General features: G+C 57.6%; 18 protein-coding genes. 7 read left to right on the top strand and 11 right to left on the bottom strand.

Going from position 1 to position 21,182, the window contains the following annotated elements:
• Positions 1-118: 118 nt before the first annotated feature.
• The 3 genes from ABJI08_RS00985 to ABJI08_RS00975 are packed head-to-tail and all read right to left on the bottom strand — an operon-like array spanning position 119 to position 3,130.
• Positions 119-1,126, bottom strand: coding sequence for a substrate-binding domain-containing protein (locus ABJI08_RS00985; RefSeq protein WP_348399958.1), 1,008 nt, complete (start codon positions 1,124-1,126; stop codon positions 119-121).
• The gene (locus tag ABJI08_RS00980; protein WP_348399957.1) at positions 1,105-2,472 is read right to left on the bottom strand and encodes a sensor histidine kinase N-terminal domain-containing protein; all 1,368 of its coding nucleotides are present in this window, start codon (positions 2,470-2,472) and stop codon (positions 1,105-1,107) included. Before ABJI08_RS00980 ends, ABJI08_RS00985 begins: the two co-directional genes overlap by 22 nt.
• Positions 2,465-3,130: a response regulator transcription factor gene (locus ABJI08_RS00975; RefSeq protein ID WP_348399956.1), complete on the bottom strand. Its 666-nt coding sequence runs from the start codon at positions 3,128-3,130 to the stop codon at positions 2,465-2,467. Before ABJI08_RS00975 ends, ABJI08_RS00980 begins: the two co-directional genes overlap by 8 nt.
• Before the next feature lie 110 nt (positions 3,131-3,240).
• Between ABJI08_RS00975 and ABJI08_RS00970 the strand changes: the two genes are divergently transcribed.
• The 3 genes from ABJI08_RS00970 (at position 3,241) to ABJI08_RS00960 (ending at position 6,287) form a co-directional block, all read left to right on the top strand.
• Positions 3,241-4,224, top strand: coding sequence for a tripartite tricarboxylate transporter substrate-binding protein (locus ABJI08_RS00970; protein ID WP_348399955.1), 984 nt, complete (start codon positions 3,241-3,243; stop codon positions 4,222-4,224).
• A 61-nt stretch (positions 4,225-4,285) separates the two neighbouring features.
• Positions 4,286-4,768 carry a tripartite tricarboxylate transporter TctB family protein gene (locus tag ABJI08_RS00965; protein WP_348399954.1) on the top strand — a complete coding sequence of 161 codons (483 nt, stop codon included), beginning with the start codon at positions 4,286-4,288 and terminating at the stop codon, positions 4,766-4,768.
• 4 nt (positions 4,769-4,772) lie between these two features.
• Complete coding sequence (locus ABJI08_RS00960) at positions 4,773-6,287, top strand: tripartite tricarboxylate transporter permease (protein WP_348399953.1); 1,515 nt, start codon at positions 4,773-4,775, stop codon at positions 6,285-6,287.
• A gap of 1 nt (position 6,288) precedes the next feature.
• On the opposite strand, the gene ABJI08_RS00955 is transcribed toward ABJI08_RS00960, so the two are convergent.
• Positions 6,289-7,146 (bottom strand): LysR substrate-binding domain-containing protein, encoded by an 858-nt coding sequence (locus tag ABJI08_RS00955; RefSeq protein WP_348399952.1) that lies wholly within the window; start codon positions 7,144-7,146, stop codon positions 6,289-6,291.
• Positions 7,147-7,241: 95 nt separating this feature from the next.
• Here ABJI08_RS00955 and ABJI08_RS00950 point away from each other — a divergent pair, with 95 nt between their 5' ends.
• The gene (locus ABJI08_RS00950) at positions 7,242-7,943 is read left to right on the top strand and encodes an SDR family oxidoreductase (protein WP_348399951.1); all 702 of its coding nucleotides are present in this window, start codon (positions 7,242-7,244) and stop codon (positions 7,941-7,943) included.
• A complete protein-coding gene (locus ABJI08_RS00945) occupies positions 7,936-8,181 on the top strand; it encodes a DUF6552 family protein (RefSeq protein WP_348399950.1) in 246 nt (81 codons plus the stop codon). The genes ABJI08_RS00950 and ABJI08_RS00945 overlap by 8 nt, the downstream gene beginning before the upstream one ends.
• On the opposite strand, the gene ABJI08_RS00940 is transcribed toward ABJI08_RS00945, so the two are convergent.
• Positions 8,178-8,759, bottom strand: a complete 582-nt coding sequence (locus ABJI08_RS00940; protein ID WP_348399949.1) for a VOC family protein — start codon at positions 8,757-8,759, stop codon at positions 8,178-8,180. The two genes, ABJI08_RS00945 and ABJI08_RS00940, sit on opposite strands and share 4 nt — an antisense overlap.
• A 331-nt stretch (positions 8,760-9,090) precedes the next feature.
• Between ABJI08_RS00940 and ABJI08_RS00935 the strand changes: the two genes are divergently transcribed.
• Positions 9,091-10,575, top strand: coding sequence for a BCCT family transporter (locus tag ABJI08_RS00935; RefSeq protein WP_348399948.1), 1,485 nt, complete (start codon positions 9,091-9,093; stop codon positions 10,573-10,575).
• 201 nt (positions 10,576-10,776) lie between these two features.
• Here the strand turns inward: ABJI08_RS00935 and ABJI08_RS00930 are convergent, their stop codons facing one another.
• The 5 genes from ABJI08_RS00930 to ABJI08_RS00910 all read right to left on the bottom strand — a co-directional run bounded on the left by ABJI08_RS00930 (position 10,777) and on the right by ABJI08_RS00910 (position 16,253).
• Positions 10,777-11,313 carry a hypothetical protein gene (locus ABJI08_RS00930; protein ID WP_348399947.1) on the bottom strand — a complete coding sequence of 179 codons (537 nt, stop codon included), beginning with the start codon at positions 11,311-11,313 and terminating at the stop codon, positions 10,777-10,779.
• Between the two features lie 291 nt (positions 11,314-11,604).
• Complete coding sequence (locus ABJI08_RS00925; protein WP_348399946.1) at positions 11,605-12,675, bottom strand: BMP family ABC transporter substrate-binding protein; 1,071 nt, start codon at positions 12,673-12,675, stop codon at positions 11,605-11,607.
• Positions 12,676-12,715: 40 nt separating this feature from the next.
• A complete protein-coding gene (locus tag ABJI08_RS00920) occupies positions 12,716-13,636 on the bottom strand; it encodes an ABC transporter permease (RefSeq protein ID WP_348399945.1) in 921 nt (306 codons plus the stop codon).
• Positions 13,636-14,715: an ABC transporter permease gene (locus ABJI08_RS00915; RefSeq protein ID WP_348399944.1), complete on the bottom strand. Its 1,080-nt coding sequence runs from the start codon at positions 14,713-14,715 to the stop codon at positions 13,636-13,638. Before ABJI08_RS00915 ends, ABJI08_RS00920 begins: the two co-directional genes overlap by 1 nt.
• The gene (locus tag ABJI08_RS00910) at positions 14,712-16,253 is read right to left on the bottom strand and encodes an ABC transporter ATP-binding protein (RefSeq protein ID WP_348399943.1); all 1,542 of its coding nucleotides are present in this window, start codon (positions 16,251-16,253) and stop codon (positions 14,712-14,714) included. The genes ABJI08_RS00915 and ABJI08_RS00910 overlap by 4 nt, the downstream gene beginning before the upstream one ends.
• Positions 16,254-16,664: 411 nt before the next feature.
• On the opposite strand from ABJI08_RS00910, the gene dnaE reads away from it, so the two are divergent.
• A complete protein-coding gene (dnaE, locus tag ABJI08_RS00905; protein ID WP_348399942.1) occupies positions 16,665-20,183 on the top strand; it encodes a DNA polymerase III subunit alpha in 3,519 nt (1,172 codons plus the stop codon).
• A 184-nt stretch (positions 20,184-20,367) separates the two neighbouring features.
• Here dnaE and ABJI08_RS00900 read toward each other — a convergent pair whose 3' ends face one another.
• A complete protein-coding gene (locus ABJI08_RS00900) occupies positions 20,368-21,162 on the bottom strand; it encodes a pseudouridine synthase (RefSeq protein WP_348399941.1) in 795 nt (264 codons plus the stop codon).
• Positions 21,163-21,182 lie beyond the last annotated feature (20 nt).

The following is a 21,182-nucleotide window of genomic DNA, read 5'->3' as shown; positions in this document are numbered from 1 at the left end:
GTGTGCAGGAGTGTTTTTCACAAATAATACGGGTTCAATGTGGCCTCAGACTTCGGCCAGTCCTGCGGCGACGTTGGCATGGATTTGAGCGGGGTAAAAGAGGCTGCGATGACAGGCTCTATTGAACCACGGCATTTTCCCATTCCTGCAGGAAATTCTGTTTCTTCAGCGAGTCCAGGTAGGTCATCAGAGCCGGGCCCAGCGATATCGTCGGTTGGCGTTCAATGTCGCGCGCCGGGCTGAGCGGTGGCAGCGGAAACCCGTCCTGACCGTTGTTTTCCAGCTGTAATCCGGCCAGAAAGCGGATGAAGGCGGCGGCAAATTCCGGATGGCGTGAATGGGAAGAGACAAAACCGGTGCGCATCATTGTGGTCGGGAAATCTGATGGCAACACGATTTCCAGAATATCTTGGGCGTCTTTGCGTGCCGAGGCATAGCTGCCCAGCACATTGTAAGCGACGACAATTTTGCCTGTGGTCAGATCGTTGATCATGTCCCCGGAACAGCAATAGAGGTTCAGGCCCATGCTGCCCATCACCTCCATCAGACGCCAATAGGTTTCTGTGCTGCGTGCGTCTTGTGTGGCAAAGAGGTAGCCCAGACCCGATTGACGCACATCATAGGTGCCCAGTCGGTTTCGGAACACGTCGGGGCGCGCGCGCAAGGCCTGGATCAGCTCTTGTCGTGTTCCGGGGATCGGGTGCCCTTCAAATGCCTGCCGATTGACGACAATGGCAGCGGGTTCGGTGGTGAACGCAAACAGGCTTTGACGCCATTGTGCCCAATCGGGATGAGAGATGTCTTCGACTTTGTGTGCGTGGCCGTCATTGACCAGCTTAAACTGCAAATCCATGGCGCTGGAAATTACCACATCATAGCTTTGCGGCGATTGGCGAAACGTTTGGTCCAGCGCGGTGGTGGAAGTGACAAGATATTCCACCGCCAGTTGCGGGTTTTGCGCCAGAAACTGAGCGATGATGGGCGCGAAAAACGAGGTGTCTGTGCTGGAAATTACGCGCAGGGTTCGCGCCGGATTGGATGGACCAAACAGTTGTTGGTCTTCCCAGTCCTGAGCTGTCGCCAGAGTGCCGAAAAACGCAAAGATCAGAAGGAGAATGTAACGCATGCGCCGCCCTCCGGCCGGTTTGACAACACCAATGCGCCCTGATGGGCGACGGCGACGTCCTGAGCAATGGTCAGGCCCAGGCCGGACCCAATGGTGTTGCCGGCATTCTCGCCCCGGGAAAAGCGCGACACAAGTTCTGGCATTCTGTCGGTTGGAAACCCGGCGCCCTGATCGCGGACGTCTACTCTGGCGACGGGATCGGCGCTAACGATGATGTCTATGTTGCTTTCGCTGGGGGCATATTTCAACGCGTTGTCGATCAAGTTTCGCAATGCGTTTTGCAGCAGGATCGGGTCGCCTTTGACCTTGACGTCTTTATCCCCACTCAGCCGCAGTTCGATGTCTTTCATTTCGGCAATCGGAGTCAGGCGCAGCACCAGATCGCGCACAAGATCCACCAGATCGAGATCCTGCAATTCAAGGTGATCTGCGCGAAAGGTAATCATAGCGTGGTCCAGCAACTGCCCGGCGGCGCGCGAGCTTTCATCAATGGCACGCATCATGGCGCGCAGGGCCTGACGGTTGTCTTCGCGTTCAACACGGTGGAGCGTGGATTCAGCATGTGACCGGACCGTGGCCAGTGGTGTGCGTACACGGTGTGCGGCCTCGGCGATAAAGTCTTCGGATTGTTTCAGCGAGTGATCCAGCCGCGCCATCAGGTAATTCAGCGACGATACCAAGGGCGCCATTTCCACAGGCACCGGTTTCACAAACGGGCTGAGGTCCTTTGGGCCGCGCCGTGTGACCGAATTGGTCAGGCGCTTGAGCGGGGTGATGGTGGTGGATGTGGCCCAGAATGACAGCAATGTCGCGAGCAGGAAGAAGCCCGCGACAAACAGGCCGACATTGCGGGAAATGCGGTTCAGCGTGCCGGATAGCGCATCCTGAGTTTGCGCCACAGAAACCTTGATTTCGGTACGCACATCCGCACCGATCAGAACACGCGTCGCGGTTGCCAGCCGCACATTTGCACCATTGAACAGGGCAGAGCGAAAGTCGCGGTCATGGGTGCCCTGAATTTGGGGGCGGGGCAGGTCGGGGTAGCCGGATAAAAGAGTGTCGTCCTGATGAATTGCATAGAATACCCGATCATCCGAAGGGGTGCTGAGCATCGAAAAGGACGCATAGGGAAAGTCGATCTCGATCTTTCCGTCGCGAATGATGGCGGCATCCAGGATCGAGGTGACAGAGGCACCCAGAACGTCATCCTGTCCTTGTTGCGCGATTTGGGCAGCATAGTTGCGCACCACCAGAAAGATCAGGATCGCCAGAATGGCAGCACCGCCCACCAGCGTATAAGCCAGCCGGTTGCGCAATGATCCGTGTATGTGCGCCGAGTCAGTCATGGTCCAGCCGATATCCCAAACCACGATGGGTTGTGATCCTGAGTTGGGACTTTTCAAGGTGTTTTCGCAGGCGCCCGATATAGACCTCAATCGCGTTTTCGGACACGTCGTCGTCATAGGAAAACAGGCGGTCGAACAGTTTCTGTTTTGAGAAGATCTGCCCCGGCGCATTGAACAGAAGTTCCAGTAATCGCAATTCGCGGTTTCGCAACGGTATCTCGTCCGCGCCGATTTTCAGCGCGCCTTTGACCGGGTCAAAATTCACATCCGCGAGTTTTACAACGGTTTGCGTCGTTCCGGTCTTGCGTCGCAAAACGGCGCGACACCGGGCCTGAAGTTCTTCGTGATCGAAGGGTTTGGTGACGTAGTCGTCGGCGCCAAGATCAAGCATGCTGATTCTGTCAGAAACTTGCGAACGGGCGGTCAGGACGATGACCGGCGTGTCATTTTGCCCAGCGCGATGTCGTTTGAGAAACGACCGGCCATCCCCGTCGGGGAGCATGATGTCGAGTAATATCAGATCATATTCCCCGGTTTCAGAGAAAGCCTGCGCGTCCTTAATTCTGTCAGCATGGTCAATAACATGGCCGTCCAGCTGCATTCGGGTGCAAATCGCCTGTGCGAGCTCGAGATTGTCTTCGACCAAAAGAAATTTCATCGGCCTGATTACCTTTTGTAGGACGTGACAGGTTTATGTCAGGTTCCGGTGTTTGACTACGTTCAACTGAGCCGTGTTTCGGACAGTTGTCAAATTGGGAGGATAATCTGATGACATTCAAACTGGGCCGCCGTGCCCTGATCGCAACCGCTGTTGCAACGATGGCTTTTGCAGGTTCTGCAATGGCAGATGGGCACAAAGTGCTCGACAGTATTCACTTTCTGATCCCCGGCGGTGCCGGTGGTGGTTGGGACGGAACAGCCCGTGGCACGGGTGAAGCGCTGACCAAGGCAGGAATCGTTGGCAACGCTTCGTATGAGAACATGTCAGGTGGTGGCGGTGGTAAGGCCATCGGGTACCTGATCGAAAACGCAGACAGCAACCACGGCACGTTGATGGTCAACTCGACCCCGATCGTGATCCGGTCGCTGACAGGCGTGTTCCCACACAACTTCCGTGACCTGACGCTGGTTGCGGGCACGATTGGTGACTATGCCGCGATGGTCGTGGGCAAAGACAGCCCGATCAACTCGATGGATGACCTGATGGCGGCTTATGACGCCGACCCATCCAAGACCGCCATTGGCGGTGGCTCGGTTCCCGGTGGTATGGACCATCTGGTTGCAGCCATGGTGATGGAAGCGGCTGGCAAAGATGCGCTGGGCGTCAAGTACATCCCTTATGATGCAGGCGGCAAAGCCATGGCAGCCTTGTTGTCGGGTGAGATTGCAGCATTGTCGACCGGTTTCTCTGAAGCAGTTGATCTGGCCGCTGCTGGCGAGGTCAAAATCATCGGTGTGACATCGCCGGAACGCGTGTCTGCAGCGCCAGATGCAATGACCATGACAGAGCAAGGCATCGACACAACGTTCGTAAACTGGCGCGGGTTCTTTGGCGCGCCGGGTTTGCCAGCGGAAGAAGTGGCCATGTACCAGAAAGCGCTGGGTGAGATGTATGAAACCGATGCATGGGAAGAAGTCCGTGCACGCAACGGTTGGGTGAATATCCACAACTCGGGCGATGACTTTAAAGCCTTTCTTGAAGAGCAAGAAAAAGTCATTGGCGATCTGATGAAGAAGCTGGGCTTCCTCTAAGACTTTTATCGCTCATTTGGCAGAGCGGGACACCGCTCTGCCGTTCCCAAGGGAGGGACACATGGCTCTGGACCGCTGGATAGCTTTGGTATTGTTGGGCATTTGCCTGGCCTACGGATATGCCGCCTGGTTTACGATGGATGGCAACCTTGCGCCGTTCATGAAACGCAACCCGATCTGGCCAAGCACCTTTCCCAAGGTGTTGTCTGTACTGGCCACAATTGCTTCGCTGACAATTCTGTTAGGCCTTGAAAAGGCTGAAGAAAAAGAGGCGGATATCGATTACCGCCGTTTGATGGATTACAACCTGTGGCAGGCCGTGTTCCTGCTGGTGCTGATGGTGGCCTATGCTCTGTGCCTGCGCCCGTTGGGGTTCATTTTCTCGACTTCCGCGTTCCTGATCCTGGGGTCATTCCTGCTCGGAGAACGCAAGTGGCATATCATGCTGATTGTCTCGCTGATCGCGACGTTTGTCGTTTGGTATCTCGTCCAGCAGGTGCTGGGCATCTATTTGCGCCCGTTGCCGGGCTTTATCGGAGGCTGATGACATGCTCGAAGGACTATTGATCGGCCTGCAAACGGCGCTTTCTTTACAAAACCTGTTGATGGTCATTGGTGGCTGTCTGATCGGGACATTTATTGGCATGCTGCCGGGGCTGGGGCCGATGTCGATCATCGCCATCATGATCCCGGTGGCGATCTCGATGGGCGATCCATCCGCGGCACTGATCCTGTTGGCCGGGGTATATTATGGCGCCATCTTTGGTGGCTCGACCTCGTCGATCCTTTTGAATGCGCCGGGGGTCGCGGGCACCGTGGCGTCCAGCTTTGACGGCTATCCGATGGCCAGACAGGGCAAAGCCGGTAAGGCGCTGACCATTGCCGCCATCGCCAGTTTTGCAGGCGGTAGCGTCGGCGCGCTGTTGTTGATGATCTTTGCGCCTGCGCTGTCCTCCGTGGCGCTGTTGTTTCATTCGGCTGAGTATTTCGCACTGATGGTCGTCGGTCTGTCAGCCATCGCCGCCTTTGCGGGCACGGGTCAGGTGGCCAAGGCGATGTTGATGACGCTGCTGGGGCTGATCATGGCGACCGTCGGTGAAGGGGCGTTATTCAACATGCCGCGCTTTACCATGGGCATCATGGATCTTCAGTCCGGGTTCGGATTTATCACGCTGGCCATGGCGATGTTTGCCTTGCCCGAAGCGTTGTTTCTGGTGCTGAAACCCAAGAATATCTCGGGTGACGGGGATGGGGAAATCAAAGACCTGCGTATTTCGGCCGCTGAAGCCAAAGCTATTGCGCCAGTGATCGGACGTCAGTCGCTGCAAGGGTTCTTCATTGGCGTTCTGCCGGGTGCGGGTGCCACCATCGCGAGCTTTCTGGGCTATGCGGTGGAGCGCAATATCGCCACCAAGGAAGAGCAGGAAGAGTTCGGCAAAGGCTCGATCAAGGGTCTGGCTGCACCGGAGACGGCCAACAACGCCGCCTGTACCGGGTCGTTTGTGCCGCTGTTGACGCTGGGCATTCCGGGGTCAGGCACAACGGCGATCCTGCTGGGCGCGCTGATTGCGCTGAACGTGACGCCGGGACCGCGGCTGATGATCGACGAACCTCAGATTTTCTGGGCCGTCATCATGTCGATGTTCATTGGTAACCTGGTTCTGTTGATCCTGAACCTACCTTTGATCCCATACATCGCCAAGGTCTTGTCGGTGCCGCGCAACTATCTGATCCCGTTCATTTTGTTCTTTACCCTTATGGGGGCTTATATCGGGCAAAACAACGCCACCGAGCTGTTGTTGCTGGTGGGTTTTGGCGTGTGCGCGACCGCCTTGCGGTTTGCGGATTACCCGCTGGCTCCGCTGCTGATCGGCTTCATTCTGGGTGGCATGTTAGAAGACAACTTCTCGCGTTCCATGCAGCTTTATGATGGCATCGGCTTTATCTGGGAACGTCCCATGACGCTTGGATTGCTGGTGATTGCCGCGATTTTGGTTGTGTTGCCAAGCTATCGCGCGCGGCGCGCGCGGGCGCGGGCCGAAGGTGTCGCAGACGGCGATTGATCTAGAGTGTGGCCTGGCCTAACAGCCAGGCCACAACGTTATCGCGGGCCGGGTGATCCCGGTTGGGATGCACGATGTAATAAGCATCCGCGTTGTGGGGCGCACGCCAGATTTCCACGAGATTCCCATTCATCATCGTATCACTGACCAAAAGGCGCGGAGCCATAGCAATGCCTTGTCCGGCCATGGCCGCATCGATGGCCAGGGCAGTTTGATTGAAGCTGAGCGCCACTGTGGGCGGGGCGAGGTCGCGGGACTGGAACATGCGGGTCCAATGCCGGTGGCCGTCCTGAATGAGCTTGTGGTCGGAAAAATCCTGAATATCTTCAATCGCTTGCCCCGACATCTGATAAGACGGACTTGCGACCGCGCACAGATCCAGCGAGGCCAGCCGGTGCACGTTCAATCCCTCTTCTCTTGGGGTCGCGCCCTGACGAATGGCCAGATCAACCGCGTCACGGCGAAAGTCGGTGAGCGCTTCGCTGGCGCTGAGGTCGAGAGTGATAAATGGGTGCGTCTCGGCAAATTGCGCCAGGCGCGGCACCAGCCATTTTGTGGCCAGAGATGGCGGCACAGAAAGGGTGACATTGGTCGTGTCCGGGCGTAGTGCCTCGGTTGCGCGGTCAATAAGGTCAAGCGCCTTGCGGATATCGCGGTGATAGCGCGCGCCGGAATTCGTAAGCTCTAAACCTCTGGGAAGGCGCGTAAAAAGCGGTTGACCGAGATCCGCCTCAAGCTTGCGAACCTGTTGGGCCACAGCACCCTGGGTCAGGTTCAACTCGTCAGCAGCCAGCCTGAAATTCCCATGGCGCGCGGCGGCGTCGAACATGCGAAGGCTGTTGAGAAGAGGTTTGCGCATCAGAGAAGCCTGTAGATTTTCTACAGTCTGGCCATAGGAGACATGATTGGTCAAGGGCGTTGGCAAACCTTAGTTTCAAAGTCGAAACAAGGAGTATGGCGATGACCAAAGTTGCGATGATTACAGCCGGTGGCAGCGGCATGGGGGCCGATGCGGCGCGACGGTTGCATGCGGACGGGTTCGAGGTGGCAATTCTGTCGAGTTCAGGCAAAGGCGAGGCGCTGGCGGCAGAGCTTGGCGGTGTTGGCGTGACCGGGTCCAATCTGGTGCAAGACGACCTGAAAGCCCTTGTAGATAGGGCGATGGACCGTTGGGGGCGGATTGACGTGCTGGTGAATTCGGCAGGTCACGGACCCAAAGGCGACATCATGGAGATCAGCGACGCAGACTGGCATCTGGGCATGGACGTGTATCTGATGAACGTGATCCGCCCGACCCGTTTGGTGGCGCCAATCATGGCCGAACAAGGGGGCGGCGCAATTGTAAACATCTCGACCTTTGCGGCCTTTGAGCCAGACCCGCTGTTCCCGACATCTGGGGTTTTCCGCGCGGGATTGGCGAGTTTTGCCAAGCTGTTCGCAGACAAGTTTGCTGCCAAAAATGTACGCATGAACAACGTCTTGCCAGGATTTATCGACAGCTTGCCCGAGGCCGACGATCGCAAGGCGCGTATCCCGATGGGCCGGTACGGACAGGCGTCAGAGGTGTCATCTTTGGTGTCTTATCTGGCCGGAGAGGGCAGCTATGTGACCGGGCAAAACTGGCGTGTGGATGGCGGGTTGACGGCGCATGTCTGACGCAGTTTTAAGCCGCCGGATTGACGTTGCTTTCATTATCAAATGGGCGGCGTCGATTGTTCAGATATTGGGATACACGGCCACGGCATTTGGCTTAGTGCCTTGGAACATAGTGTTTTTTCTGATCGGCTTGACCGGGTGGTTTGCCGTGGGCGTGCTTTGGAACGACCGCGCGATCATGTTGATTCACGCGGTCGCGTTGTTGGCCATGGTGGCTGGATTGTTGACCGGCGCCTAGTACGGATTGGCCGGGGCGCGGGTGTCTGACAGGGAGCCTTGTCGTTCCAGAACCAGCGCCTCGACTGCGTCGGCCAGATGTGCTTCGGCGATATTATAGTCGCCGCGTTCCACCCGAAGCCGGTGCGCACGGATCAGTACGTCGGCGTGAGTGCAGCCCACGGGTGGCTCAAATTTATAGGTGGCCAGTTCGATCAAAAGGCCCATTGGATCATTGAAATAGATCGAATCCATAAAGCCGCGATCCCGCGCGCCGGAATGTTTGATGCCGCGTTCTTCAAGTCTTTCAATGGCTTGCAACCAACTAGACCGGCCCAAATTAAACGCGATGTGGTGCACGCATCCCGGTTCGGTTGGGGTGCGGCGCGGGTCGGGGGTGCGGGTTTCGTTGGTGAAGACGGTGATCAGCCGCCCGTCGCCGGGATCAAAATACAGATGACCTTCGTTCGGGTCATCCAAATTTGGCTGGTCAAAGATGAAAGGCATGCCAAGCACGCCTTCCCAAAAGTCGATGGATGTTTGCCGGTCGGCACCGGTGAGGGTGATGTGGTGAACGCCCTGAGCCTGAATTTTGCGCATGTGAATTCCTCCTGTTGCGACGAATGTAGTGCGAGTTTGGCGCGCCGCAAACTTGCGCATGTGCACGGGTGTTGTGCGCAATTCGCCGAATCGTGGTTAACGGCCTGAAATTACAGGATTTTGTATTTCGGCATCGCGTCGGTATTACGTCGGCATCGCGTCGGTTCCAATTTGCGGCCCATGGACAGGCGGATCAGGTTACCAGACCGTGCGTTGCTTGTGACGTTTGGTCATCCGAAGCGGCGCTTTTCGGGTTTTGAAACTGGCGGACATCCGTGATTAAGTGCGCGCAGACCGTTTTGGTTTCCCCCTCATGTGAAAGTGCTTCGCGATGCAGTTGAACCCTCTTTTGATCACGGCGCTGGCGATCAGCATTGGCATTGCATTGTGGGGCCTTGTGGACCCGCAGGGATTGGGTGCGCTGTCCGCCGCGGTTGTCGCGGCGCAATTTGACAGCCGTGGTTGGTTTATCATGCTGGAGGCCAGCGGGTTGCTTATTCTGGCGATCTATCTGGTGCTGTCGCGCTTTGGGTCGGTCCGGCTGGGGCCGGATGGATCAGAGCCGGAATTCTCGACACCGGCGTGGATTGCCATGTTGTTTGCGGCAGGGATGGGAGTCGGTTTGTTGTTCTACGGGGCTGCCGAACCGTTGACCCATTTCTCTGTGCTGCGCGCGTATTCCGGTGATCCGGCGGCCGCCAGTCGGGCGCTGTTTGTGACCTATCTGAACTGGGGGTTTCACGCCTGGGCAATTTACGGCGTGGTGGGGTTGGTGATTGCCTATTTTGCATTCCGGCGCGGGCGGACATTGTTGTTGAGTGCGCCGCTGACCGATGTTTATGGGGATCACGGCTGGACCCGGGCGCTGGCGTGGGTGTTTGACCTGCTGTCGATTGTTGCGATTGCGGTTGGGCTGGCAGGATCGCTGGCGATGGGCGTGTTTCAGATACAAACCGGGTTGGCCGGGCTGATTGGCATGGCCGAGCCTGATAAGCTGACCATGCCGGTTTTTGTGGCGATGTGTCTGGCGTTTTTCGTGCCGCTGCGCCGTGACCTTGGCGACGGTATGGCCAAGCTGTCCAATCTGGCGATGACGCTGGCCGTTGTGTTGCTGGTCTTTCTGCTGGTGAGCGGTCCGACATCGTTTGTGATGAATTCGATTGTTTCGGGATTTGGGCGCTATGTGTTCCAGGTGCTGCCTGCCGGGTTTTCGACAGTTGAGTTTTTCGATACGACGGTGGTGGACTGGTTTCAGGGCTGGACGCTGAATTATATGATCTGGTGGCTGGCGTGGTCGCCATTTGTGGGCATTTTCATTGCCCGCATTTCGCGCGGGCGCACAATACGCGAGTTTCTGATTGGCGTGATTGTGGCGCCAACGCTGTTTTCGATCTTTTGGTTTGGCGTGTTTGGGGGCATCGGTTTTTTCGATGTGCTGCGTGGCAACGGTGATCTGCTTGAGGTCAATGCGCAGAGTCTGGATGCCACGACATTTGCGTTGTTGCAGAAATTCCCGGTCAGCGCAGTGACACAGGGTCTGACGATATTTGCGGCGTTTCTGTTTGTGGTGACAAGTGTGGTCAGTGCGGGGTTCACGCTGGCGATGATCGGGACCGGCGGGGATGAAAATCCGTCGCCCAATATCCGCACGATCTGGGGGGGTGTTTTGGGCGCGTTGGGGCTGGCGATGATTTTTGTTGGCGATGTCGGATTAGTGCGATCGATCATTGCGCTGTCGGCGATTGCGTTTGTGTTTATCGTGCCTGTTCTGGTCGTTTGCCTGTTGCGGTCACTGCACAAGGAGGGTCGGACATGAGCGGATCAATTGCTGATACAGTTCTGAACCTGATCGTGTTTGCCTATATCGGGTTTCTGATCTGGCTGGCGCTGCGCGACATCTGATGCGAAGTGCTGAAGGCACTTGCCTCCAGCACCGCTTGGTGAGGGCTCTGTTTCGATCAGAGCTTTGCACTTTAAAAGTCGGAAAAATGACCGCCTTGAGAGCTCAGTGGACGGGTCAGAAACTGGCCATGCATTCCCGCGCACGGTCAATGGCATTTTTCGGTGTCTTAAGCTTGACCGTAACGGTGCGGGGAGACTCCGGGAAGGCGACGAATTCGCGTGCTTCTTCGAGGTCGCGCACAAAGTTTGGATTGTCAAAAACGATGTAGCCGCCCTTGAAACCGCCGGACAGCGACCGTGACACTGTGGTCGCCGTGCCAACATAGCGATTTCCGTTCAGCAAGATGGACGTTTGGTGTTCGCCTTCCGCTGGTTCAAAATCTTTCAGAAAAGCGCCCAGATAGCCTGCGGTCTGAGAGGCTGTTAAACCGGCCTGTACAACGCTGTTCTGGCTGCGCCATTCGATAAAACAGGAGCCGCGCGTCTTGTTCTTGAAGACTGTCCAGTATTTGCTGCTCAAAAAGGTTTCGATGCTATCGCCTGAGGTTGGCAGGACGTTTTCGTCGGCGGCCGTGGCCAGCGATGCTGCGAGCATCATGGCGGCGGCGGTTGTTCCGACAAGGACAGTTTGAATAGATTTCAGTTTTCTCATTGATTTTTAATCCTTTTGCCTCTGAAAATCGGGCTGATTTTTCTGACCGGCCCTAAATTGGTGAACTGATTATCAAGTTAGGAGATGAACGGCGCCTGGTCTATAAATTTATATTCCTGAGTTCGCATATTGAGCATTATTCGCCTGAACGGGCTTGCGGGCGTTCAATTGGCGCGCGTCCGGGGAAGGTCGCTAAGATTGCGCTGTTGGGGCGCTGTGATGCCGGGCAATTGCGGCAATAAAAAAGGCCCGCCGGTTGGGCAGGCCTTTCCTGGATACTGTGGCGCGCGATCAGTTCGGGATCGTGCCTTCGATGCCTTCGACATAAAAGTTCATGCCTGCCAGCGTGCCGTCGTCGGCAGTTTCACCTTCGGCCAGCCAGTCGGAACCGTCCTGTTTTTTGATCGGGCCGGTAAAGGCGTGGTAGGAGCCATCTGCCAGCGAGTCCTTGAGGGCGAGGGCAGAGGCTTTGATCTCGGCGGGAACCGCATCGGAAATCTCACCGATACCAACCATGCCGTCGCCGATGCCGTGCCATGTGTTTACGCTTTCCCATGTGCCGTCCATGACAGCCTTGGTGCGGGCCACATAGTAGGGCGCCCAATCATCAATGATCGATGACACGCGCGGGAACGGAGCGTATTCGCTCATGTCAGAGGCCTGACCAAAGGTGACAACATTTCCTGCTGTCTGAGCGGCAGCCTGAGGGGCGGTGGAGTCAGTGTGCTGCAGGATCACGTCAGCGCCCTGTTCGATCAGCGCCTTGGCGGCGTCAGCCTCTTTGGCGGGATCAAACCAAGTGTAGGCCCAGATCACCTTGAACTGAACGTCCGGGTTGACCTCTTTGGCATGGATATAGGCCGAGTTGATGCCCCGGATCACTTCGGGGATCGGGAAGGATGCTATATAGCCAATGGTGTTGGACTTTGTCATCTGACCGGCGATATGCCCCTGAACGGCGCGGCCTTCGTAGAAGCGGGCTGAATAGACTGACACGTTGTCGGATTGTTTATAGCCGGTGGCGTGTTCGAACTTCACCTTGGGGAATTTCTTGGCCACGTTGATGGTCGGGTCCATGTAACCGAACGAGGTGGTAAAGATCAGGTCCGCGCCCTGAAGCGCCATCTGAGTGATCACGCGTTCCGCGTCCGCGCCTTCGGGCACGTTTTCGACATAGACGGTTTCGACCTTATCGCCGAATTCTTCGACCACGGCTTTGCGGCCCTGATCGTGTTCATAGGTCCAGCCGCCGTCGCCCACAGGGCCGACATAGACAAAGCCTACTTTGGTGTCTGCGGCCATGGCGGTGGTCGCCAGACCCAGCGCCATGGCGGCGCTTGTGAGAAGTTTCGTGAGTTTCATTATGGTTGCTCCCCGGTTGATAGCAGTTTTTGTTTTGGCCTCATTGTGAGGCATGGAAGGTACGCCCAAGCGAGGCGGGTGCACCGCTTTTGTCAGCAGACATGATAACCAGCACAAGGATGGTGATCAGATACGGAGACATTGCCAAGTATTCGACAGGAATTGCAATGCCCGCGGCCTGCAGGTTGAGTTGTAAAACGTTGATACCGCCGAAAAGGTAAGCACCAAGTAAAACCCGCCAGGGTTTCCAGCTGGCAAACACCACCAGCGCAAGGGCAATCCAGCCGATCCCGGCGGTCATGCCTTCGGTCCATTGGGGCACGCGGATCAGCGAGATATAGGCCCCGCCCAGACCGGCACAGGCCCCACCGAACATGATGGCAAGGATGCGCACGCGGATCACGTTATATCCCAGCGCATGGGCGGCATCGTGGCTTTCGCCCACTGCGCGCAAAATCAGGCCGGCACGCGAGAATTTCAGCATTGCCCAAACCGCCGCAATCAGCGCGATGCCGATATAAAGCACGGGGTCATGGCTGAACAGGATCGGGCCGATCACCGGGATGTCCGAGATCACGGGAATGTCCAGTTTGGCCATGGCCGGGGGTTTGATGCCCACATAAGACTGGCCCATGAGGGCAGAAAGGCCGAGGCCAAACAGGGTGAGTGCCAGACCGGAGGCGACCTGATTGGCCAGCGCGAACTGGGTCAGGAAGGCAAAGAGCAGCGACAGCACCGCGCCGCCGATCATTGCGGCGACGAGCCCCAATATGGGCGAGCCGGTTTCGACGCTGATCGCAAAGCCCGAGATGGCGCCGACGATCATCATGCCTTCGACACCGAGGTTCAGCACCCCGGCTTTTTCAACGACAAGTTCGCCAATGGCGGCCAGCAAGAGCGGCGTGGCCGCAACCATGAGAGAGGCGATCAGAAGGACGGGGTTGATGGCTGAGAGATCCATTATGCAGTCCCCTTAACAGTGAATTTCACGCGGTAATTGGTGAGCAGATCGAGGGCTAGCAGGAAGAACAGCAGCATGCCCTGAAACACCTGAATGGCAGAGGAGGGCAGGCCGAGATTGCCCTGGGCAATTTCGCCGCCGATATAGGTCAGCGCCATCAGCAGCCCGGCCAACAGGATGCCGACGGGATGCAGGCGGCCAAGGAAGGCGACGATGATGGCGGTAAAGCCGTAGCCGACGTTAAAATCGATGCTGACTTGTCCTGAGGGTCCGGAGATTTCGAACAGGCCTGCAAGACCCGCCAGAGCACCGGACGCGCCAAGGCAGAACAGGATCAGCCGGGTTGGATTCACCCCCGAGAAACGGGCCGCACGGGGCGCCTCGCCTGTCAGGCGGATATTGAAGCCAAGGATATGGCGGTTGAGCAGCACATAAGAAAAGATCACCGCGATAAAGGCAAAGGCCATGCCCCAGTGCAGACCGGCTGCCTCGTTGATCCAGCTGGTGGCAGAAGGGTAGTCATTCAGGTTGCGAGACCCGGGAAAGCCGTGCCCGTCGGGGTTTTTCAGAAGCCCCAGCGACATTGAGGCCAGCAATTGTTCGGCCACGTAGACAAGCATCAGCGACACGAGGATTTCGTTGGTTCCGAACTTGACCTTGAGCAGGGCCGGGATCATCGCCCACGCCCAGCCGCCAAGCGCGCCGGCAAGGATCATCAGTGGGAAGATCAGGATGCTTTCTGTTGGGTAGAAGGCAAGCCCAACCCCGGCGCCACAGATGGCGCCCATGATGTACTGGCCTTCGGCGCCAATGTTCCAGATGCCGGCCTTGAAGCCCAGCGACAGGCCGATGGCGATCAGCACAAGAGGCGCGCCTTTGACCAGCAATTGCGGGCGATAGTAAAAGGCAAATTCGCCAAAGATCGGATCCCAGAAAATCGTGCGGATGGCCTCAAAAGGGTTTTTGCCTAGCGCGGCAAACAGCAAGCCGCCTGCAATCATGGTGATCACCACCGCAATCAGCGGCGTGGCCATCGACAGGGTGCGCGATGGCATGGGGCGTTTTTCGAGAGCGATCATGCGCTGGCTCCTTCGGTTTCGCCCACATGAGCGACTTCCATTCCGTGGGCACCGCCCATCATCAGGCCAATTTCATCAATGCTGAGACCCGCCGCCGGGCGGATGTCTGACAGGCGGCCTTCGTTCAGGGCGCCGAAGCGATCCGAGATTTCCATGAGTTCGTCGAGATCCTGAGAGATCACGATAATCGCCGCGCCATTGGCGGCGAGATCCAGCAAGGCCTGACGGATGGCGGCGGCTGCGGCGGCGTCAACGCCCCAGGTGGGCTGGTTCACGACCAGTACTTCGGGGCGTTGCAACACCTCGCGACCGACGACAAATTTTTGCAGATTGCCGCCAGACAGCGCACGGGCCGCCACATGGGGGCCGGGGGTGCGCACGTCAAAGGTCTTGATGATGTTCTCTGCGAATTCTACCGTGCCCGACCAGTTCACAAAGCCGTTTGAGGTCAGGTTTTCGCGGATGGCCCCGGTCAGAAGTGCATTTTCGGTGAGGCTCATATCCGGTGCGGCGGCGTGGCCGAGACGTTCTTCGGGGGCGGCAAGAATGCCGAGGCCGCGCCGGGCATTGGGGCCAAGATTGCCAACCTCGTTGCCCTTTACCTTGATCGCGTCCGGCCATGTCGGGGTTTCGCCCGAGAGCGCGGCCAGCAATTCGTCCTGACCGTTGCCTGCAACACCGCCGAGGCCAAGGATTTCACCGGCGCGCACGGTGAAGTGGATGTTCTTGAGCGTGGTGCCAAACGGGTTGGACGGTTCCAGCGACAGGCCGGACACGTCCAGCACAACTTCGCCTTTCTTTTCGGTGGTGCGGGTGGGGGTTTGCAGCGTGTCACCCACCATCAGTTCCGCCATATCGCGGGCCGAGGTTTCGGCGGGCACACATTCACCCACGTTTTTGCCCAGTCGCAAAATGGTCGCGTGGTCACAGAGCGTGCGGATTTCTTCGAGCTTGTGAGAGATATAAAGGATCGAGGTGCCTTCGGCCTTGAGCTTGTTCAGAGTCTCAAACAGAATTTCGACCTCTTGCGGGGTCAGCACGGATGTGGGTTCGTCCATGATCAGCAGTTTGGGGTCTTGCAGCAGGCAGCGGATGATTTCGACGCGCTGGCGTTCCCCGGCAGAGAGATCGCCCACGGTGCGGTTGGGATCAAGCGGCAGGCCGTAGGTTTCTGACACTTCGCGGATGCGCCGGGCAAGATCGCCCATCTGGGGCGGGTCTTCCATACCCAACGCGACATTCTCGGCCACGTTCAGCGCGTCAAACAGGGAAAAGTGCTGAAACACCATGGCGACACCCGCCGCGCGGGCGGCTTTGGGTTCGGGCGGGGTAAAGGGCTGACCCTTCCAGGTCATGGTGCCGCTGTCGGGTTTGACGAGCCCGTAGATCATCTTGACCAGTGTGGATTTTCCCGCGCCGTTTTCGCCCAGCAGCGCGTGCACTTCGCCTTCGCCGATATCAAACGAGACGGTGTCATTGGCCACCACGCCCGGATAGGCCTTGGTCAGGCCTGAAATGCTTAGCAGTGTCCCCGTCATGGTCGCGTCCCCTTTGCCGTTTTTCGGCTTGCTTTTTTCGGTGCAATGCAGGCCCCGAAACCCTTTTTCGCGCCTTAACCCTAGGGAGCGGGGCGCAGATTCTGCAAGGGAAACTTGGGGTTAGTCGGGGGGGCAAAAGCGGGTATGCACACTAAATGAACAGCAGTTTTTCGGAAAATCCTTGTGTTATTAAGGGGTAATGGCGTGGAATTTTCAACGTTTCATTGAAAGTGTTCCAATCAGCGTGCGATTATCATTTTGGCAGTTTTGCACGGCTGGCATGGCCGGTCGGCGCCGTTTGCCATTTTTGCCTTGAGGATATCTTGCGTATATCTTGAGTAATTCAAGAACAATCGAGGGCGCGGCGGGTTCGGGATTACATCGGTTGCACAGCTGCGATAGGGTCGGCGCATGAGCAGCGAACCCCGATTCATTCACCTGAGAACCCACACCGAATATTCGCTTTTGGAAGGCGCAGTTCGGGTTAAGAAACTGCCCGGTATGTGTGCCCAGATGGACATGCCTGCGGTGGCGATCACCGACAGCAACAGCCTGTTTGCAGCGCTGGAGTTTTCTGTGACGGCCAGCGATGCGGGCGTGCAGCCGATTGTTGGCTGTCAGGTGGACGTGGCGATGCCCAACCCGGATCAGTCCGGGCGCAGCCAGCCGCCCGCCCCGGCACCGGTGGTGTTGTTGAGCCAGACAGAAGCGGGGTATGAAAACCTGATGAAGCTGAGTTCGTGTCTGTATGTGGATGCAGGCGGGCAATTGCCGCAGGTGACGCTTGAGCAGCTGGAGGCGCATTCCGAGGGGCTGATCTGTCTGAGCGGCGGTCCGGATGGGCCGATTGGGCGCATGTTGCAGCATGGCCAGCGCGCGGATGCCGAGGCGTTGATGGCGCGTTTGCAGCGGGCCTTTGGCGATCGGCTTTATGTCGAATTGCAACGCCACCCGGGAGAGAGCGGGCAGCCTGAAGCCGAGCGGCTGACCGAGCGTGGATTTGTTGAGATGGCCTATGCCATGGACATTCCGCTGGTGGCGACCAACGACGTCTATTTCCCCGAAACTGAGATGTATGAGGCGCATGACGCGCTGATTTGCATTTCGGAGGGTGCGTATGTTGACCAACAGGACGGGCGGCGCCGATTGACGCCGCAGCATTATTTCAAAAGCCAGCAGGAAATGGTGACGTTGTTTGCCGATCTGCCTGAGGCGATTGAGAGCACTGTCGAAATTGCAAAACGCTGCGCGTTCATGACCTATCGGCGCGATCCGATCCTGCCAAAATTTGCCGATGACGAGGTCGCTGAGCTGCGCCGTCAGGCGCAAGACGGGTTGGCCTATCGTCTGTCGATGATCCCGCATGCGGTGTCGGTCGAAGACTATCAGGCGCGGTTGGATTTTGAGCTGGGCATCATTGAGGGCATGGGGTTCCCCGGCTATTTTCTGATCGTTGCGGATTTCATCAAATGGGCCAAGGATCACGGCATTCCGGTTGGACCCGGTCGGGGATCGGGTGCGGGCAGCCTTGTGGCCTATGCGCTGTTGATCACTGACCTTGACCCGCTGCGCTATTCCTTGCTGTTTGAGCGGTTTTTGAACCCGGAACGGGTCTCGATGCCGGATTTCGACATCGATTTCTGCATGGACCGGCGTGAAGAGGTGATCCGCTACGTTCAGGAGAAATACGGGCGCGATAAGGTGGGGCAGATCATCACCTTTGGTGCGCTGTTGTCCAAGGCGGCGGTGCGCGACATCGGGCGCGTGTTGCAGATGCCGTATGGGCAGGTGGACCGGTTGTCCAAGCTGATCCCGGTCGAAGGCGTAAAGCCGATGTCGATCAAGGATGCTCTGAAGGAAGAACCCAGATTGCGCGAAGAGGCGCGCAATGAAGAGGTTGTGGAACGGCTGTTGAATTACGGGCAGCAGGTTGAGGGGCTGCTCAGGAATGCCTCGACCCACGCAGCGGGGGTTGTGATCGGGGACCGGCCACTGGATGCGCTGGTGCCTTTGTATCAGGACCCGCGTTCCGACATGCCGGCGACCCAGTTCAATATGAAATGGGTGGAACAGGCCGGGCTGGTAAAGTTCGACTTTCTGGGTCTGAAAACGCTGACGGTGATTCAGAACGCGATTGAACAAATCCGCGCGTCGGGGCGCGATATTCATGTCGCTGCGGATGGCACGGAATTGTATGAGCCCGCCGAGGGCGCCGTGAACGAGATCAACGCCATCCCGCTGGATGATGAGCCAAGTTACAAGCTTTATGCCTCGGCCAAGACGGTGGCGGTATTTCAGGTGGAAAGTTCGGGCATGATGGATGCCCTGAAACGCATGAAACCAACCTGTATCGAGGATATCGTGGCGCTGGTTGCGTTGTATCGTCCGGGCCCGATGGAGAACATTCCGACCTATTGCGAGGTCAAGAACGGACTGCGAGAGATCGAATCCGTGCATCCGCTGATCGATCACATTCTGGAAGAGACCCAAGGCATCATCGTTTATCAGGAACAGGTGATGCAGATCGCGCAGGTCATGGCGGGCTACAGTCTTGGCGGGGCTGACCTGTTGCGCCGGGCGATGGGTAAGAAGATCAAAGAGGCGATGGACGCCGAGCGCCCCAAGTTTGAAAAAGGCGCGGGCGAAAATGGTGTTCCGGCCAAAAAGGCGTCCGAAGTTTTCGATCTGTTGGAAAAGTTCGCCAACTATGGGTTTAACAAATCTCACGCGGCGGCCTATGCGGTGGTGTCTTATCAAACGGCTTGGCTTAAGGCGAACCATCCGGTTGAGTTCATGGCTGGCGTGATGAATTGCGATATCCATCTGACTGACAAGCTGGCCGTCTATTTTGAAGAGGTCAAAAAGGCGCTGAAGCTGCCGTTTGTACCGCCGTGCGTGAACCGGTCGGATGCGACGTTCAAAGTAGTCGATGGGGCGTTGGTATACGCGCTGGGCGCGCTTAAGAACGTCGGCGTTGAGGCGATGAAGCTGGTGGTTGAGGGGCGTCGTGTGGACGGCGCGGACAAGCCTTTTGCCACGTTGTTTGATTTTGCCCGTCGGGTTGATCTGAAAAAGGTCGGCAAGCGCCCGTTGGAGATGCTGGCACGGTCGGGGGCGTTTGATCAGCTGGACCCAAGCCGACATAGGGTTCTGGAAAGCCTTGAGTCGCTGGTGGGATATTCATCTGCGATTTTTGAGCAGAAAAGCAGTAATCAGGTGTCGTTGTTTGGTGAGGCCGGAGATGATTTGCCAGAACCGCGATTGTCGCCGGTTGGGGAATGGATGCCAGCAGAGCGGTTGGACGAAGAGGCGCGTGCCATCGGCTTTTTCCTGTCCGGGCATCCGTTGGAAGATTACATGCCTGCGCTGAAGCGCAAGAAAGTGCTGACGCTGGATGAGCTGACCGACAAGGCGCGGGGCGGGGCGATGATTGCCAAGATCGCCGGGCGCGTATCGGGGCGGCAAGAGCGCAAGTCGGCGCGTGGCAACCGGTTTGCGTTTGCCCAGCTGAGTGATCCGACCGGGGCCTACGAGGTGACAATTTTCAGCGAAACGCTGGAGAAATCGCGCGAATATCTGGAAACCGGGTCCAAGGTTGTGGTGACGGTTGAGGCAACGATGGAAAGTGATCAGCTTAAGCTGTTGGCGCGCTCGATTGCGCCTGTGGACACGATCGTGGCGGATGCGGGCGCAGTTGGGCTGAAGATTTTCCTTGAGGATGTGCAGGCCGTGACGCCGGTGGCCAATGTGTTGCAGGGCGCGGCAGAGAGCCTGAAAGGCACGCCGCGTGGGCCGGTCATGTTATGTCTGCTGAACCCGGATTTGCCGGGCGAAGTTGAGATGGACCTGAAGACGGAATTTCCGGTGAACCCGCAGATCAAGGGCGCGCTGAAATCGCTGGAAGGCGTGATGACCGTTGAAGAATACTGAACACTGAACACTGAACACGGAACAAGGCCGCAGGCCAGCGCGCGCACGCTGACCTGTCTTCTTAGGCGACGCGGGTTTGACCTATAGAACTTCGCGAAAAACCTGAATCACTTAACGCTGCCTGAAATCAAAGATTTCAACGCGTTAAGTGATGCTTGATGTTTCAAGTATTCGGCGAAGTGCTTTAGCGTCGACGTCTTGTCGGTTTCTTGCGTGTTTCGGGCGGCACGGCCCCGTCCAGACCCAGTTGATCACGCACGATGCGGCGGCGCACCTCTTCGACGCCGCCGGATTTCAGGTCGCCCAGCTGGAACGGGCCATATGAGACGCGGATCAGCCGGTTCACGGTCAGGCCGATGGCCTCCATCGCGCGCCGGACTTCGCGGTTTTTGCCTTCGCGCAGACCAATTGTGGCCCATGCATTGGCGCCTTGCTGGCGGTCCAGTGTGATGTCCATCGGTTGAAACCGTTCACCATCAACCGTCACGCCCTTGCGCAGGGGGGCAAACGTGTCTTCGGTCGGGCGGCCATTGACCCGCACGCGGTATTTGCGCAACCAGCCGGTAGAGGGCAATTCGAGCGTGCGTTTGACGCCGCCGTCATTGGTCAGCAACAACAGACCTTCGGAATTGATGTCCAGCCGGCCCACAGTCATCACGCGCGGCAGGGTGTCGGGCAGGTGATCAAAGATCGTTTCGCGGCCCTTTTCATCGCTGTTGGATGTCACCAACCCGGTGGGTTTGTGATAGAGCCAGATGCGTTCGGGCTCGGGTTCGCTGATTTGTTTGCCGTCCACCGTGATACGGTCAAGCAGGGTCACGTTCAGCGCCGGGCTGGAGAGCTTTTTGCCGTTCACGCTGACGCGCCCGGCCTCGATCATACGCTCGGCCTCGCGGCGGGAAGCGACGCCTGCACGGGCGAGAACTTTGGCGATGCGGTCGCCTTTGGGTGTGTCTGGTGTGGGGCTTTTCTGGGTCATGCTCTCTCCTCTAGCGGGGT

The organism is Shimia sp., assembly GCF_039969785.1.
Taxonomy (GTDB): domain Bacteria; phylum Pseudomonadota; class Alphaproteobacteria; order Rhodobacterales; family Rhodobacteraceae; genus Shimia.
Note: the sequence above shows the minus strand (reverse complement) of the source record. Positions and strands in the feature narration are given on the sequence as shown.